Annotated in this window: 18 protein-coding genes; 5 read left to right on the top strand and 13 right to left on the bottom strand. The window is 46.2% G+C overall.

Translation table 11 applies throughout. From position 1 onward, the window contains the following. Positions 1-29 precede the first annotated feature (29 nt). A complete protein-coding gene (gene sinI, locus LCM00_RS01980; protein ID WP_224897373.1) occupies positions 30-173 on the top strand; it encodes a DNA-binding anti-repressor SinI in 144 nt (47 codons plus the stop codon). On the opposite strand, the gene LCM00_RS01985 is transcribed toward sinI, so the two are convergent. Beyond that, a complete protein-coding gene (locus LCM00_RS01985; protein WP_224897375.1) occupies positions 160-861 on the bottom strand; it encodes a response regulator transcription factor in 702 nt (233 codons plus the stop codon). The genes sinI and LCM00_RS01985 overlap by 14 nt on opposite strands. Before the next feature lie 462 nt (positions 862-1,323). On the opposite strand from LCM00_RS01985, the gene LCM00_RS01990 reads away from it, so the two are divergent. Then, positions 1,324-2,412: an AbrB family transcriptional regulator gene (locus LCM00_RS01990; RefSeq protein WP_224897377.1), complete on the top strand. Its 1,089-nt coding sequence runs from the start codon at positions 1,324-1,326 to the stop codon at positions 2,410-2,412. A 678-nt stretch (positions 2,413-3,090) separates the two neighbouring features. Here LCM00_RS01990 and LCM00_RS01995 read toward each other — a convergent pair. Further along, complete coding sequence (locus LCM00_RS01995; RefSeq protein WP_224897379.1) at positions 3,091-3,837, bottom strand: C39 family peptidase; 747 nt, start codon at positions 3,835-3,837, stop codon at positions 3,091-3,093. 359 nt (positions 3,838-4,196) lie between these two features. Here LCM00_RS01995 and LCM00_RS02000 point away from each other — a divergent pair, with 359 nt between their 5' ends. Continuing rightward, complete coding sequence (locus tag LCM00_RS02000) at positions 4,197-5,120, top strand: MerR family transcriptional regulator (protein WP_224897381.1); 924 nt, start codon at positions 4,197-4,199, stop codon at positions 5,118-5,120. A gap of 135 nt (positions 5,121-5,255) precedes the next feature. Beyond that, positions 5,256-6,464 carry a cytochrome P450 family protein gene (locus tag LCM00_RS02005; RefSeq protein WP_224897383.1) on the top strand — a complete coding sequence of 403 codons (1,209 nt, stop codon included), beginning with the start codon at positions 5,256-5,258 and terminating at the stop codon, positions 6,462-6,464. A gap of 34 nt (positions 6,465-6,498) precedes the next feature. Here the strand turns inward: LCM00_RS02005 and LCM00_RS02010 are convergent, their stop codons facing one another. From LCM00_RS02010 to LCM00_RS02055, 10 genes are all read right to left on the bottom strand, one after another. Next, positions 6,499-6,939: an isochorismatase family protein gene (locus tag LCM00_RS02010; protein ID WP_224898138.1), complete on the bottom strand. Its 441-nt coding sequence runs from the start codon at positions 6,937-6,939 to the stop codon at positions 6,499-6,501. 58 nt (positions 6,940-6,997) lie between these two features. Further along, positions 6,998-7,165, bottom strand: a complete 168-nt coding sequence (locus LCM00_RS02015) for a hypothetical protein (protein WP_009793635.1) — start codon at positions 7,163-7,165, stop codon at positions 6,998-7,000. 39 nt (positions 7,166-7,204) lie between these two features. Beyond that, positions 7,205-7,441: a hypothetical protein gene (locus tag LCM00_RS02020; RefSeq protein WP_224897386.1), complete on the bottom strand. Its 237-nt coding sequence runs from the start codon at positions 7,439-7,441 to the stop codon at positions 7,205-7,207. 60 nt (positions 7,442-7,501) lie between these two features. Continuing rightward, positions 7,502-7,822, bottom strand: a complete 321-nt coding sequence (locus LCM00_RS02025; protein WP_224897388.1) for a hypothetical protein — start codon at positions 7,820-7,822, stop codon at positions 7,502-7,504. Further along, the gene (locus tag LCM00_RS02030; protein ID WP_224897390.1) at positions 7,815-8,339 is read right to left on the bottom strand and encodes a sigma-70 family RNA polymerase sigma factor; all 525 of its coding nucleotides are present in this window, start codon (positions 8,337-8,339) and stop codon (positions 7,815-7,817) included. The genes LCM00_RS02025 and LCM00_RS02030 overlap by 8 nt, the downstream gene beginning before the upstream one ends. Positions 8,340-8,683: 344 nt before the next feature. Continuing rightward, positions 8,684-10,258 (bottom strand): DEAD/DEAH box helicase, encoded by a 1,575-nt coding sequence (locus LCM00_RS02035; protein ID WP_224898141.1) that lies wholly within the window; start codon positions 10,256-10,258, stop codon positions 8,684-8,686. 316 nt (positions 10,259-10,574) lie between these two features. Then, positions 10,575-11,036 carry an NUDIX hydrolase gene (locus tag LCM00_RS02040; protein WP_224897392.1) on the bottom strand — a complete coding sequence of 154 codons (462 nt, stop codon included), beginning with the start codon at positions 11,034-11,036 and terminating at the stop codon, positions 10,575-10,577. A 45-nt stretch (positions 11,037-11,081) separates the two neighbouring features. Continuing rightward, positions 11,082-11,897: a lipid II flippase Amj family protein gene (locus tag LCM00_RS02045; RefSeq protein WP_224897394.1), complete on the bottom strand. Its 816-nt coding sequence runs from the start codon at positions 11,895-11,897 to the stop codon at positions 11,082-11,084. 54 nt (positions 11,898-11,951) lie between these two features. Beyond that, the gene (locus tag LCM00_RS02050) at positions 11,952-12,395 is read right to left on the bottom strand and encodes a GNAT family N-acetyltransferase (RefSeq protein ID WP_224897396.1); all 444 of its coding nucleotides are present in this window, start codon (positions 12,393-12,395) and stop codon (positions 11,952-11,954) included. A 74-nt stretch (positions 12,396-12,469) separates the two neighbouring features. Then, complete coding sequence (locus tag LCM00_RS02055) at positions 12,470-13,849, bottom strand: amino acid permease (protein ID WP_224897398.1); 1,380 nt, start codon at positions 13,847-13,849, stop codon at positions 12,470-12,472. Between the two features lie 126 nt (positions 13,850-13,975). On the opposite strand from LCM00_RS02055, the gene LCM00_RS02060 reads away from it, so the two are divergent. Next, entirely contained in the window at positions 13,976-14,125 is a 150-nt protein-coding gene (locus LCM00_RS02060) for a hypothetical protein (protein WP_224897400.1), read from the top strand. Between the two features lie 519 nt (positions 14,126-14,644). Here the strand turns inward: LCM00_RS02060 and LCM00_RS02065 are convergent. After that, positions 14,645-15,397 carry a DUF2161 domain-containing phosphodiesterase gene (locus LCM00_RS02065; protein WP_224897402.1) on the bottom strand — a complete coding sequence of 251 codons (753 nt, stop codon included), beginning with the start codon at positions 15,395-15,397 and terminating at the stop codon, positions 14,645-14,647. Between the last annotated feature and the right edge of the window lie 13 nt (positions 15,398-15,410).

Consider the following 15,410-nt stretch of genomic DNA (forward strand, 5'->3'; position numbering starts at 1 on the left):
AAAGAGAAGAATAGTCTGGAGGAATGGGCATGAAGAAGGAAGAGAAAGCACTCTCTTATGAACATGATTTGTATGAATGGATAAGTTTAATGGAAGAAGCAATAAAGCTTGGCATGACGGCTGATGAAGTCAGGGAATTCTTTAAAGCCGCCAAAAAGCTTAACCTCCATTGAATTTATAGCCTATGCCCCTGACTGTGGTGATATATTCCGGACGGGCTGGGTCCTGTTCGATTTTCTTGCGTAGATTGCTGATATGGACCATGACAGTCCTTATATCCCCTAAGCTTTCTTTTCCCCAAATAGAATCGAATAGATGCTCGGCACTGAATACACGGCCGGCGTTTTCAGCGAAGCAGCAGAGCAGCTGATATTCCTTTGCAGCCAGAGAGATTGGCTTTCCTTCCCTCGTCACCTCACAGCTGGCCCTGTCAATTGCCAGCTTCCCAAATATTAATGCCTGCCCATAATTAGCCTTTGGACTTTCTGACAGCTCTTTGAATCTTCTAATATGGCTCTTTACCTTAGCCACGAGCACTGGAGGGCTGAACGGTTTCGTTACATAGTCATCCCCGCCTATCCTGTGTCCGATTATCTGGTCTATATCATCTTCCCTTCCGCTAAGGAAAAGGATTGGAACCTTTGTTATCGTTCTGAGGATACGGCAAACCTCAAATCCATCCATATCCGGCAAAGCCACATCAAGGATGATCAAATGCGGCTCCAGGCTTTCTGCCAGATGCACCGCCTCAGTCCCTGTTGCTGCAAAGGCAAGCCTGAAGCCTTCTTTATATAAATATGCCTTTTGAATATCCTGTATATCAGGATCATCATCAACCAGCAGAATCAATTCACCAGTCATAGTAAGCTTCCCCCTTTTTAACATACAAGGAAAAAATTAACACTACTGATATATTATAGCATCCTAAATAGCTTTTTATTGAATAAATCTTCTGACAGAGGTATTTAAATGTTTTATGATCAAGGCGTAGGGTAAAGAAAAAAGGCAAGCCAATTTATCGAAGGGACTGATAAACGATGAATCGATTAGCAGCGACTTCTGATTTTGGCATCATAATGGAAGGTTCCTTTGTTTTCCGTTCACAAGGAACCCTGGTGCTTAATCGGTGGACTTAGAACCGATTCGGCCGCAAAGCTGAACCTTCCGTGTCCCCTTTAGGGGAAATTAGCTGCTTATGCAGCAGAAAGCGCAGGCCTTATGGCTTGCGCTTTTTCTATGTGAAGAAGCTGCACTTCTTGGGGTATCAGCAAAAAAATGGTAATATATATTTAGGAAAACTAAATAAACAAAGAAGGTTACATCATGAAAATCATTTTAAATAACAAGGGGTTCCTGGCTGCTTTTTTCATTGCTCTAGCCGGCGGTATGATCTTTACTGTCCTCCAGCTGCCGATTCCCTGGCTGCTTGGCAGTCTGACGGCCATACTTGCTGCCAGCAGGTTCATTCCCTTCAAGCTGGAATGGCCAAGAAAGCTGAGGGACGCAGGAATCTTGATGGTCGGATACAGCATTGGTTTGTCATTCACAAAGGATGCTGTCATCCAGATGTCAGGCAAGCTGCCAAGTATGCTTGCCATGACCTTGCTTACCATTGCGTTTTCGGTCCTCCTTGCCATCATCGTTTCCCGCATTTCCGGTATTGATTTTCCAACGGTCCTTACAGGCAGCATACCTGGCGGGCTTTCGCAAATGCTTGTTTTTGCAGAAGAATCAGAAGGGATTGACTTGACGACAGTAACCTTTCTGCAGGTTGCAAGACTGCTGATGATTGTGTTCTTTGTCCCTTTTTTAGTATTAGGTCCGCTTTTATCAGGAGAAGCGGGGCCAGCTTCCATCATGAAGGAAGAAATACCAGGATGGAGTGCCCTTTTTCCCGATGTCATCCCCTTTGTCGCCGCATCACTGACAGGTGCATATCTAGGGAGAAAATTAAGGCTGCCGACACCTTATCTGCTCGGCCCGATTGTCTCAACCGCTCTTATCGGGATATTTTATGCGAGAGGGCCTGCGCTTCCTCCTTCCCTGCTGGATCTGTCCCAATTTTTCATCGGCGCCCATATCGGCCTCCTCATGAGGCCGGAAAAGCTCCATCACAAAACCAAAACCATCTCGCTTGCCCTTTTAAGCGGCGCTCTGCTTATCGGAATATCCCTGTTATTGAGTACCCTGCTGGCATTCGAGTATAATCTTTCTTCTGCCACCAGCTTTCTTAGCCTGGCTCCAGGAGGAATGGACCAAATGGGAATCCTGGCACACGAGGTTCATGCAGATCTGGCCACAGTCACCGGATATCAGCTTTTCAGGATCTTTTTTATCTTTTTCGCCGTCCCTCCTGCACTGCGCTGGTATTTCCGCCGGAGGACATACAGGAGAACGGTAAAAAGGGCCTGACTCTGAGTTCTGTTAATTTTGGAAAAAACTTATAATCACAGCCCTAATAACATGCGTTATCGTTATGTAAATAGCAGGGTTAACAAACCAAAAAAGCCTGGGATGTCCCAGGCTTTTTATTTTTGAATATGTTGATCTTATTCCATAAACGCACTCAAAGCTGAATAGTTAAACAACCGGTTTCCCGTTTACCTTATTCATTCTCAAACAATGATACATGTTCCCTGCTATTGGAGATTTTTAGAGGGGAAAATTTCCCTTATTTTGAAAAAAGTACTGAAAATAGCTTAAATAGAGGGAGAAATTTCCCTTATGAGAGTCGAAAGCGTGAAGATAGATTTCTTTTATTCGCATAGAGGGAAAAACTCCTCTTATTTTGCCCAAAAACCACCTCTGATCAGCATTTAAGAGTAAAATTTCCCCTTATTATCTATCACTTGTTACTCACTTTTCAGCCTCCCATCTGTTGTATCTGCTGAGAACATTATTTCTTAGAGCAGATGCACGATGGCAATCTTTATTGCCAATGTGTTGGAGTGCTAGTTGCTGAGCTATTTTAGTATTTCTGTCTTATCAACAACCATTTGTTTTATGTGTAGAAAGGTATGCGGACTCATATGCCATTTACAGTGCTTCTCCAAGAAAACTATTACAGGCCCTCTTTATTATTTATTTTGTTTAATTAATAGTTACAGCGTGGCTGCCCATTATCTTCCATGCCTTTATGAAAGCTTCTTTTTCCGCCTTCCTGTCTTTTGTGCCATAAGGATCGTTTACATAGATATGTTCATCATCATAGCCAGTGACCACGACGCTGTGCATGTTGAATGTGACCTCTACCGCCCCCTCGGGCGTATCCCATTTTTCAAAGGAAGCAGCCGGGGTTAAACTGGCTGTTGTTATGATCCATACAGGCGAGCCTTCACTAACCTTTTTAAGGATTTCATCAAAGCTCTTCCCTGTCAGGTTTTCCGCTTTATCGCCGGCATAAGACTGGGCCAGCTTGAAAATTGGTCCACTGTAGACGCCAAGCCCTGGCCCGTTGGCCATGTCACCCACAAACCCGGCGTTCGGGCTTCCGTAGCTTCCGTCACTATAGCGGAGCGGGACGGTTTCAATCTTATCCGCCAATTCATTTTTCGTTACCTTATAGCCTTGATAATTCAGCAGCATGGCGAGGCTTGTCACCTCACAGCCGTTATACAGCCGGGGTGTATCCATCTGGTTGAACAATGGGACATCCAGCATCACTTCCTCCTTTATGATTTCATTCTTCAGTATCGGCGCATTCTTTGCTTTACTATGTAATTCCGCTGCCAGGGCCATTCCCGGCTCCTCATTTTCTGCTTCCATCCAATGGTAGCCTACCAGAGTAATAGAAAGACCCAATGCTCCGGCAATAGCGATTCCCCAAGCTTTTTTCATCTGCAAATTCTCCTTAGCTGCATACATTCTAGTAATTTTATTATTAAGTCAGATGGGGGCACTTTCAAGAAATTTGCCTCAAAATTAAAGATAACTTAATCTTTCCGACACATTCCCTCCCTTCTTTTCCAGTCAAGGATAGATATGGGTCCCTCAGCTATTGCCATCCTCCTCCCTTTTTTCCCCCAGTTTCGTGCTATTTCCCTTTCTATGAAGGATTCCGTCTAGTTTTGTGAGCTTTTGTCAGCCGGCAGGAATAAAGACAGCCTTGCGGAATATAACAGGCAATGATAAAACCGGCTCTGATCCGTTTTGCAAAATCATATTTTTATTCAATATATTTGAAAGGGTGTTTTTTTATGGAGACTCAATTTATGAAAGCTTACACGATTAAAGAAGTTTCGAAGAAGATAGGGGTTCCTTCCGGGACACTTAGGCAGTGGGAAAAAGATTTAAATGGCCTTCTTGTTATTCCCCGTTCCAAGCAGGGGGTGCGGTTCTTTACTGATACAGAAATTGAGCTATTGGGAAAAATTAAAGAGATGCGCGAGAAAAATCTCAGCAAGGAAATGATCCGCCATCTTATGCAGATACACCTGGACGGGCGCCGCGAAGAAGAAGCCGGACCAATGCCGGCATCGCCCCCAGCCGTAACAAGAAGCCTGGAGGCCAATCCTGTAAATGATATGGAACTCTTTATGGAAGCCCTTGATAGCTACAAAGAAAGCTTCCTTGCTGATATCCGTTCAGAAATCAGGAATGGCATCCGAAAGGAAGTGCTTGAAGAAGTAAAAAAAGAGATTTCCAGGGGATCGGTGCATACAGTCAAAACAATATCCGATTCTATTTATAAAACAGCTGAAGGTACGAAATCCCAGCTTAAAAGCCTGTCTCACAAAATCGACCAGGCTTCGGAAGAAACCTCCGAAACATTCGGAGCCTTTTCTGAAGAAGTTGCGAGGGCTTCGGAAGGCACTTCTGAGCAGATCCGCCAATTGACGGCCCGTGTGTCGGATTCCTCGGAAGCGTCTTCTGAAGAATTCAAAACGATGATCCACTATATTTCAAAATCTGCCGAAATTACTAATCATGAGATTACCAGCCTCATTGATACACTGAATAAGGACCGTGATGCCTATCTTCATGCCATGAATGAGGAGAGAGAGCAATATCGGGTGGATATCAAACAGCGGGAAGATATCTTCCAGGATTTTGTCGTCGGCTTCCGCCAGGCAGCTGCTGCAGAGGAAAAGGCAAAAAAAGGCTGGAAATTCTGGAAATGAGCCCATATTCCTGAATGATTATCTGAGACATTGGCACGAAATTTCAGCAGCCTGATGGTTTTTGTTATATTTTAACATCCTCTTTATGCTACGCTTATTTTATGCATTAGACGTATCAGCAAAGGAGCGATTAGCGTGTTTATCGGAAACCATCAAGACAACCCGGAAGCATACAGGATCTTTTCAAAAGAGTTTATCCAAAACCCTTATCCAGGCTACCGGAAGCTCAGAGAAGAGCAGCCGGTTTATAAAACCGTCATGCCTGATGGACAGACAGGCTGGGTCATTACGAGATATGAAGACGCAGTTGCAGCATTGAAGGACAAGCGCTTCATCAAGGACTTTTCAAAACTTTACGGCGGCCAGATGGATCATGAGAGCATCTTTACAGAGAATATGCTCTTCTCTGATCCTCCTGACCACAAACGGCTGCGCGGCCTGGTTCAGAAAGCATTCACTCCCAGGATGATAGAAAACATGCGCGGCAGGATCAAGGAAATAGCGGACCAGCTTTTGGACAGGATGGAAAAAAAGGAAGAAATCAGCCTGATCGATGATTATGCTTTCCCCCTTCCGATCATTGTCATTTCGGAAATCCTTGGTGTCCCAACAGAAGACCAGGACAAATTCAGGATCTGGTCCAACTCTTTGATAGAAGGGTCAAATGGCGAGAATTGGAATGAAATCCAGCAGCATATGAATGAATTTGTCCAGTATCTGGGCGAATGGTTTGCATTTTTGCGCGAAAATCCGCGTGATGACCTGATCAGCCAGCTTATCAATGCTGAAGAAGGCGGGGATAAGCTGACAGAAAAGGAATTGTATGGCGTCGTCTCCCTGCTGATTATTGCGGGCCATGAAACCACCGTCAACCTGATTGGAAACGGGATCCTCTCCCTGCTTGAAAATCCTGACCAGCTAAAGCTTCTGAGGGAGAAGCCGGAACTCATCCATAATGCCGTAGAAGAGCTTCTGCGCTACAATGGGCCTGTAGAATACAGCACATCGCGCTGGGCAATAGAGGATGTCGAATTCCAGGGGCAAACGATCAGAAAAGGCGAGCTGGTCATTGCTGCACTGAATTCCGCCAATCGCGATGATGAGAAATTTGCGGATCCGGACGTACTGGACATCACTCGAGAGAGAAGCCCCCATCTCGCTTTTGGCAAGGGCATCCACCTGTGCCTCGGTGCACCACTGGCTCGTTTAGAAGGCGAGATAGCCATTCTAGCCCTGCTGGAAAGGTTCCCGGAAATCGGGCTGAATGCTTCACCGGATGAGCTGGAGTGGCGTCCAGGCATGATTGTCAGAGGCGTTAAAGAGCTTCCTTTGAAGGTCAGATAACTGAAAAGCAGCCCTGTTTGGGGGCTGCTTCACTTTAAGATTCTGCCATTTTCAAATAAACTTCTTCATATTCGTCAAAATCCAGCACCTCTATCACTTCAGACCAATGAAGGACTGTCCCGATGAAATCCCTGATATCAAGTCCGGGCATTTCATATGTTTCATCATTATTTACAGTGCCTGTAGCATCTTCGATGAAAGTTACCTTATAGCCCCTGTCATAGGCGCTGATGCTTGTGAAGAGACAGCAAAACTCTGTATTGAAGCCGGTTATCACCAGCCTTTCGACATCCAATTTCTGCAGCAGCTCTGCCAGATGAGTCCCCAAAAAGGCACTCGGAGTCCTCTTTTCCATCACATAATCGGGATAAACGGAAAACTCCGCGATGATCTCAGCTCCTTCACCTTTTTCATATAGCGGGCTTTCTTCAACTCCATCCAGATGCCTTTTTACACTCCCGGAACATAGCCCCATCCCTCCTCTTTCTTTCAATGAAAAAAACCGGATGAATCTCATCCGGCAGATATCTGGACTAGCGGCTTTTTTCTTTCAGAAAGAAGCTTCCCAAAGTGGTTATGCTGGAAACCAGCATGAAGAAAAATGCAGTACCGGCAAGCCAGGAGCCTTGAAAAATTAAACATATGGCCAAGGCACTGAAAAAAATGATCAGGCTGAGATCCATCAGACCTTCCTTTGTCATAGAATTACCTGCCTTTCGTTATTCAGTAACTCTTTGTTGTCATCTTTTCCGCTCAGACGGCCTTTTTAAACATATTGCTGAAATAATGCCACATAGCACTAGCAGGATTCCAGCTGCAAGAAAGGCTGAAGCAGCTTTTGGAATGTTCTGTTCGGAAAGGCTATCATCCAGTTCAATGCCCAGGAAATGCATGCCGATCCCGTCTCCATCAACATCTGTCCCGAGATGCATAAGTTCTATGCCTTTACAGGACAATGCCATGCCTAAAATAGTCATGAAGATCAGCAGGACAGCTTTCAATTACAGCACTCCCTTTTTTAAAAGCAGTTTGTCTCACTATTCGGGCTGAGGCATGCTATTCCCTCCTTTTTGGCAAGAGAAATAGGTATCTGCATCCAAAATTCTGTTATAGTTCTCTTCATAGGCTGTTTGTTCAGTTTTTTCAGCGTTCCAAAGGAAAAAGAATAGAAATATAAGTGCGGCCAGGACAAATATTGCACCGTACATTAGATAATGCATCACAATGAATAGGGTCCTGTTATGTTTGGGAAGGCGGTATAAAGTGAAGTGTATTTGTTGTTTGACAGAGTGCGGCAGATATGACGGCTCATTTTGCAGGATTCTCTTCAGCTGCTCATCCTTGCATTTCTCATGCATTGCCGATCCCCCTTTCCTCAGAAAGATAAACAGACAATTTGGCCCTCGCCCGGTTCAGCCTTGATTTCACCGTTCCTATGCTGATTTCCAGCAGCTCGGCAATTTCCTTGACGGAGAAATCCTCATAATAGTAAAGGATGACCGGTGCACGGTGTTTTTCATCCAGCTCACCGATCGCTTCGCTTATGCTCTGTGCCGGATCGCCGAGAAACCGGTCTGATAGATAATATTCTATATCCTCCACAGGCACGACTGTTTGTTTTTTTCTCAGGATGTTATGGCACTCATTGATGAGGATGCGCGTGATCCAGGTTTTAAAATATTTTGGCTGCTTCAGTTTGCGGATGCTGCGGAAGCTTTTCAGGATCGTTTCCTGAATCGCATCTGCACAATCACTATCATTGGACAATAGGCCGCGTGCCACCCGGTAAAGCGATAGCTCGCAAGATTCGATCAGTCTGACAAAAGACTCCTCATTTCCTTTTTTGGCAAGAATAATGTCTTTTTCTGAAAACACATTTATCTTCCTCCCTTTGCACATTAGACATTTTTTCGAATGCAAAGGTTCCATATTTTATCTAAATTGGGCTTAATTACTTATGGAAAATGGAGAAAAAAGGAGCTTTTTGGGCAATTGGTATTCCTGATTTCTAAACAATCCCGAGCCCAGGATGGCAGGTGATTCAGCCGCTGAAGAGAAAGATGTTGAGAGCATTATTTGAGCAATTAATTAAGTTTATGATGAGAATGAAAGAATCCTTAAAATAAACGTTTATGATTCCTGGAGCCATACAAGACCATTAAAGAAAAATGATTGCCGATTAGCACAAAAAAAGAAGGCCAAATTTCGGCCTTCTATCATTACCTCCTGCCGCGGCCGGGGCCACGGCTTCCTCTTGAAGCAGGACCTTGTTCTCTCCGTCCGCCTGTTCCATCTGATCTACTGGATCGCTGTCCGTCACGGGCCCGCCCGCCGCTTGAGCGTGTCCCATCAGACTTTGAATATCTATCAGCAGATCGTTCTCCTGAAAGCCTCCGGCCATCTCTATGAGAGTGCCTGTCCCCGGGTCGGCTGCGATTCTCTATCCGCTCATCATTTGAAGGGCTGCGTCTGTCGCCAGTTGCTCTTCGTCCTTCATTCGACCGTATGCCCCTGTCGCCTGAACGGCTGCTGCGGTCTTCCCGGCTCCCCCGCCCGTCCGTCCTGCCTCCAGTCCGTCTCCGTGATTCATCACCGCCAGCCCTGCGGTTTCGGTCAGAACGATTTTTTGGTTTGTCTCCGCTGCTCCTATTTTCGCCATCCGCTGTTGAATTGGCAGTCGCAGCGCTTTCTTCTTTAGGCAGTCTTATATTCAGCTCCTGCTCGATCGCTTTTAAAGCCGCTTCGTCTTTTTCAGCGTAGAAGGTGACAGCAAGGCCGTCTTTGCCTGCCCGCCCTGTTCGGCCGATGCGGTGGACATAGCTTTCGCTGTCCTGGGGAATGTCGTAGTTGTACACATGTGTCACGCCCTCCACATCAAGGCCCCTAGCCGCTACATCAGTTGCAATCAGAAACTGGATTTCAGCTTCACGGAACTTCTTCATCACTTTTTCACGTTTCGCCTGGGTAAGGTCTCCGTGAAGTTCTTCGCATGAAAAGCGCTGTGCCTTCAAGGCATCGTATAATTTTGTGGCCCTGCGGATCGTCCGGCAGAATATAATTGCCATGAATGGCCTGTCTTCCCGGATCCTGCTGATAAGGGCATTCTGCTTGGCCCTGTCGGTCGTAAATATGGCCAGCTGCTCGATGGCTTTTTCGGGAACAAATGTTTTTTCAATGCGGACACTTTCCGGCTCCTTCAGATGCTTTTTAGATAATTTCCTGATATCGTCAGGCATTGTGGCTGAAAACAGCATCGTCTGCCTGGTAGCAGGGGTCTGGCTTATGATCAGTTCCATCTCGTTCAGAAAACCGATATGCAGCATCTGATCTGCTTCATCAAGGACAAGGAACGAAACCTCTCCCAGCTGGACAGTCCCCCTCCTGAGATGATCAAGTAGGCGGCCAGGCGTGGCCACCACAATCTGGGTCTGTTTTTGCAGCTTATGCAGCTGCTTTTCGACATCCTGGCCCCCGTACACGGCAAGCACATTCAAATCCGGCATCCCTTCGATCAGCTTTTTCACTTCAGATGTAATTTGCAGGGCGAGCTCTCTTGTCGGTGTGACAATCAATGCCTGCGTGCTTCCATTAGACGGATCCATTTTTTCGAGGATCGGAAGAATGAACGCCAGCGTTTTTCCTGTGCCTGTCTGTGCCTGGGCAATGATATCCCTGCCTTCCAATACAATAGGAATTGCTTTTTCCTGGACAGCAGTCGGTTCATCGATTCCCTGGGCCGCCAGTTTATGTATAAGAGGATCCGAGATCCCAAGATGTTTAAAATTCAATCTAATCCCTGCTTTCTTTTGGACAATACTCCTATTATCTGCGATAGCTTCATCAAATAGCAACCTTTATTGGACCGTGAATGAAAAAAAGAGACCCGGGAGGGATATACTTGACAGATTGGGCTATGGGAGAGTTCTTTAACCAATGTTAAACTCACACAAAGTATAAAAAACCCTGTTAATTGGAGTGCAAGGCACGTAGACTCCTGCGGGAATGAAGCGGCAATGCTGAGACCCCGCAAGAGCTTGCTCTGAGGAGGCTCAGCGTCGCCCCGCGGAAAGCGAAGTGGCTGGAACGGAAATTAACAGCCCCATCAATTGCCTATTTCATAGCAAGCTTTGTTTCAAGTAAGTCTTTTATGACAATTTTATCTGGAGGGCTGATATTTTCAGGCAGCTGCTCCAGCGGGAAAAACTCCAACTTCACTGCTTCCTCAGCATCAGGTTCAGCAGTTCCATGGTATTCCTTGCAAATATAAGCGGCAATGACATTAAAAACTTCGTCGCCATGGGGATACTTATAATATAACTCCTCGCCGGAATATACTTTGAAGAATGAAAGGTCATCTGCATGAAAGCCTGTCTCTTCCTTCAGCTCCCGTAGTGCGGTGCTTTCGAGCGATTCACCCGGCTCAAGCGATCCGCCTGGAAGGCCCCAGCAGCCGTTGTCCTTTCGCAGCTGCAAGAGCAGTCTGTCCGTGTCATCCAATAGCAGGACACAGCTTCCAGCAGCAATAAGCGGCCGCGTCCCTACCACCTTTCTTAAATCCATTATGTATCCCATAATTTTTTCCCCCTATAATAGTTTGGCAGGCTATGAACATCTGGTTTAAATCCATTTCGAAAACCAGGCAACATAATAAGCTGCCGGTATGAATAATGCCTGTGCGAACAGCGTCCCGGCGAATTTGCTTGTCACCATGGTTAATGAATAGCTTTTTAAATACACATAGCCGGCCTTTTTATTTGCGACCCTGTCGGCAAGAATAGACGCTTTAGGGTCAACAAAAAGAGTCAACAGTATTGTTGCAAAGCCATTGATAATACCGGATGACATCATAGCTGCCCCCTTGTACTCGGGAGCGAGCGCCGAAGCATACAATGCAGCAAGAATGCCTACTGTGTATATCCCGGATATCACGACATTGACGGCAAACAAGCGCTTGGGGACGGTCTGATAGGTGATTCCATTAAGATAAGAGAGCCTTGGCAGGCGGAAGCAGGCAGCTGCTTTTTTTAGGCTTGCTGCAGTAAGCGCCTTTTTTAAAACCTGGAAATACGATCCTTTTTCCTCTGACAGCTGGACAATGGTCCTCGAAAAGATGCCGATAAAGGTAGGAAAAAGCAATATGCCTAAAACGACCCCAGCAGAAGATACAAACAAAAGGAAGCGGTATTGGTCCTCCAGGAAACCAAGCTTGTCTCCCTCTGGAGCTAAATCAGCGAGCTTTGCTGTCATCGGCTGCTGAAACAGAGTAGAAAACCTGGATATGAGGACGATCGAGCTGAAAAGGGACAAAGCGGTGGCAATTAGGCCGACCCTTGCCCCTGACAGCCTGGCCGAATAAGCCAGTGTTTCAACAGCCGTGATGATCAGCAGAAGCAGGGCTATGAAAAGCAGTTTTCCCGTAATGAAGACAGCCATGCTACTCCCTCCTTTTTGTTTTATTCTAAACCAAAAGGAAGATGATGGGAAATATTATCTTTGAAAGTTAATTTCCATCACTGTGGATATATCATGGAAGCCGAGATCCTCGTACATCTTCTTGGCGGGATTTCCCTGAAAAACATTCAGCTGCACTTTTTCATATCCCTCCTGCCTGAACACTTCCACCGCATGGGACATCAGCATCCTTCCAACCCCTAACTTCCTGTAGGGCGGGAACACATAAAGTGAATACAAAAATGCAGCATTATTTCCATTTACAGGATTCGTGTCCCTTCCTGCCATCAGCCAGCCGAGGATTTTGTAATCATGGACTGCTACATAAAAGAATGCCCCACTCTGCAGCGCCGGAATAAATGCACCTAATCCTTTTTGAGGATCATTCTGGAGATGCCCCATTGAGCTTTCCTCCATCACATGCACGGTTGTATAAAGCAGCTGTTGTGTTTCAGCCTGATTTGCTTTACGTATAAACAAAAGGCAGCACCCCGTTCATTTGCTTTCAGCATAATATATGCCGTACAAATGCCCATGGTGCCGCCCATCTTATTTCAGCCTGTATTTTCGCTCGGATTGGCATCCCAGACCTTTTTCTTCATTATAAACACCGCAATGGCGATTATAGCGATGATGCCCAGGCTAACGAAAAATCCGGGACGGATATTCTTTTCAAGGAGAGTGCCGCTGACGGCTGCGAGTATCAGCAGCAGTGCCGCCGAACCCATCAATTTGCTCCAAAACTTTGCTTCTAGAAGCTTAAACGATGAAATGACGATAAAAAACCAGTTATACAGGAGAAGAATCCCGGCAGCTGTGGTGATATACTCATAAATCTTACCCGGCAAAATCAGGGCGGTGATAATGGATAACAGCAGCCCAACAGATGCAAGTCCCAGGGATGGCAGGGGCAAATCCTTCATTTTCTTGATTTTTTTTCCGAAGAAAGCCGGTGCATCCCCATCCTTAGCCAGTGTCACAAGAAGATTGGTCACTCCGAAGAGCGAAGCGGTCATGGTTGAAAAGCCGGCAATGATGATTGCCCCGTTAAATACATGCGGAAAGAATGGCAGATTATTTTTCGACAAGGCCGTAATGAACGGGCTTTCTTTCTCATGGAAAGCATCAATCGGCACCATTGCAACAGCAAGCCCCAGGGAGATTACATAAATGGATGCCAGGAGGATCAGCATCACACTCCCAGCCTTTGGTGCATCCTCCTTCTTTTTCAGCTGCATGGCCATCAGCCCGATGACTTCAATCCCGCCATACGCATAGAAAGCATAAATAAGGGAAGACCAGAAGCCTTTAAAGCCATCTTCGAAAAAAGCACCAGCAGAGTCTGGAATGCCCGGCCGGTCTGCATGGCTGTGCAGCCAGCCGAACATGGCTGCTGCCGCCAAAATAATAAACATGACGATGGCTGCCGTTTTGACGACTGCCAGGATGTCTTCTATCTTATCAAAGCCCTTTGTACCGGTCAGTACAACAAGGATGGACAAAATGGCATAACCGGCAGCAAATACCCATAAAGGCACATCCGGGAACCAGAATCGCGACAAAATGGACAAAGCAGTCAGCTGGCTGCCCATGATCAGGATATTCGAGGTCCAATAATTCCAGCCGCAGCTGAAGCCGGCCCATTTTCCATAAGCCTTTCCGGCATAATAGCAGAATGAACCTTCCTGCGGGTCTTTTGCCGTCATCTTTGCAAGCAGGTTAAAAACAATATAAGTTCCAAGTGCAGCCAGAATGAACGAAAAGACGATAGATGGGCCAGTAATCTTGATGCCGATGGCAGAGGCCAGGAAATACCCGGTCCCGATCGTACAGCCCACCCCTGTCAAGGACAGCTGCCACCATTTCAGATTTCCTTCCTTTCCTCCTTTGCTTCCCTTTCCTGAACTGCTTGGATCACAGCTAGCACTGCTCATTTTCTGCCTCCCTCTTAGAGAAAAATGAATCACTGTCTTATATCCGACAAACACTATACAAGATTATCGTTTCTAATCGGCGGCCAGAAAATCCAGTGAAATAAATGGAATCAGGGAGGTGTGTTTGTGTTCGGTAATAAAAACAGAAAAATGATAAGTGCAGGAGCCATTCTTTCAAGCTTTTTCAGCCTGGTCATCATCGGAATGACCATTTATCATCATCTGCGGATTGAGGAATTGATTATGAGGATTCAGAACGGGCAAAAGTTGAAATAAAGGCATGTTTTTCTTTTTAGTGTGGCTGGAGGAGGGGTGACGTATATGGGGGAAGTCTGGAATTAGGGCTGAATGGGGTACATGACTTCCCTCTTGGCAGCCGGGTCATGTATACCAGGTGTCCCATGGGGTACATGACTTCCCTCTTGGCAGCCGGGTCATGTATACCAGGTGCCCCATGGGGTACATGACTTCCCTCTTGGCAGCCGGGTCGTGTATACCAGGTGTCCCATGGGGTACATGACTCCCCTTTTGGCAGCCAGGTCGTGCATACCAGGTGCTCGTTGGAGTACATGACTCCCCTTTTGGCAGCCGGGTCGTGTATACCAGGAGCCCCATGGAATACATGACTTCCGTATCTGAAGGCAAGTCATGTACCTCAGCAGCCCGCTATAATACATGGTCCCCCCGTTTGAATGGCAAGTCATGGACAAGCATCCTGATTGCCCCTCCCTTCTCATACCACCGTCAAGTCCATTAATAGCTATTGATCCAAACAAAAAAAGCCACAGCTCCCGGCTATGGCAAATCAGGTCTTTCCTCACTTACTAAACTGAGCCCTTCAGAATAATACCCTGCTACATCGGAATGATTTTCAAGCTCTTCCCTCCCTTTTGATGTGAGGGAATAGGTTCCGCGGCTGATTCTTTCAAACCAGCTGTAGTAGTTTTTATGGAGGATTGATTGGGTTTTATCACCGGTGCCCATTTCGCGGAGCTTCTTTGGCGACAAGGGGCCAAAGCGCTTCAGGCAGCATGCGATGTGAATGCAATTTTCTTTGTAGGCAGTCATAATCTTTGTCTGGGTGACTCCGCCCACATTATAGTCTCCGTTCCGCCCGCTGATTTCGGAAAGCATTTTATCTTTCCTTTTCTTGTTTAGACGGGAGCTTTTTTTTCGGTCGAATGTTCCCGGTTCCATCAGGACTTCCATTCTGGCGGAACCCGCCCCGAAAGAAACTATGATAAGGCCAAGCTCAAGCCTCCGGATAAGATGGCTTATATCATTCCACTTTTTCGAGCGGAGCCTGTATTTCGGCTTTGGGATCGCGATATATACCTGGTCGGAGAGCTTTTGCCTTTTGGCAGCCTGTACCAGCAGCTCGACTGTCAGATTGAGCTTCAGCTCAACAATGATGAGCTCCTCTTCTTTCACAGCCACAACATCACAATCATGAACCTCTCCATAAACCTCGTAGCCGAGTGCAGAAAAATGCTTTTGTATTGGCCTGTATAAATCCGCTTCATATCTTTTTACATTTGTGTTTTTCATTGCTGCTGCCTTT

The sequence above is a fragment of the Bacillus infantis genome (assembly GCF_020171945.1).
Taxonomy (GTDB): domain Bacteria; phylum Bacillota; class Bacilli; order Bacillales; family Cytobacillaceae; genus Bacillus_AB; species Bacillus_AB infantis_A.